Below are 905 nucleotides of genomic sequence, written 5' to 3' on the forward strand. Positions count from 1 at the left end.
CACGGTCCGAGACTACGAACGGCTACCCGACCACCACGCCGCGATGGTCCAATGGGCCATGATCATCGTCATGACCCGCCGCCTCGCCCGCCACCAACCCACCTGAAACCCTTATTTACCAGGCTCTAAGGGATGTCTCGCAACCCCGGCGTATGTCCGGTGAGGACGATGGCCGAGGATGCCTGGGTGCAGGTGATCTCCGCAGCGCGCCCGGAGCTGATCTTCCCGTTCACCGGTCTGCAGCCGGCCCAGTTCCGGCGGCTGGTCCGCTTGGTCGCCGAGCGAGGCCGGGACGCCATCGCCGACGGCCGGCCGGGCCGGCAGCGGGCCCTTGACCTGCCGGACCGTGTGCTGCTGGTCGCCGCGTACTGGCGCACCAACCTGACCATGCGCCAGATCGGCCCGCTGTTCGGGGTATCGCACTCCGCCGCGCACCGGGTCATCGACACCCTCGGGCCACTCCTGGCGCTCGCGCCGGTGCGCCGGCGGCCGGTCGACCAGATCGCCATCGTCGACGGCACCCTGATCCCGACCCGCGATCACCGCCTGGCCACCCGGAGCAAGAACTACCGGTACTCGACGAACCTGCAGGTCGCCATCGACGCCAGCACCCGCCTGGTCATCGCCGTCGGCGACCCACAGCCCGGCAACCGCAACGACACCATCGTCTACCGCACCTCTGGCATCGAGGAGAAGCTGAACGGGCGGCCGGTCATGGCCGACGGCGGCTACCGCGGCAACCCCGAGGTGATCATCCCGTACCGCAAGCCCGCCGACCGCAGCGAACTACCCGACTGGAAAGCCGACCTGAACAGGCAGCACCGCATTGTGCGTGCCCAGGTCGAACACGCCCTGGCCAGGATGAAGTGCTGGAAAATCCTGCGCGACTACCGCCGCGCCGCCCG

Annotated in this window: 1 protein-coding gene; it reads left to right on the forward strand. The window is 69.1% G+C overall.

The window, feature by feature from the left end; all coding sequences use genetic code 11:
- Positions 1–186 precede the first annotated feature (186 nt).
- The coding region (locus SLP03_RS31440; RefSeq protein WP_319464265.1) for a transposase family protein at positions 187–905 on the forward strand (719 nt) is incomplete at its 3' end.

The sequence above is a fragment of the Micromonospora sp. RTP1Z1 genome (assembly GCF_033804685.1).
Taxonomy (GTDB): Bacteria; Actinomycetota; Actinomycetes; order Mycobacteriales; family Micromonosporaceae; genus Micromonospora.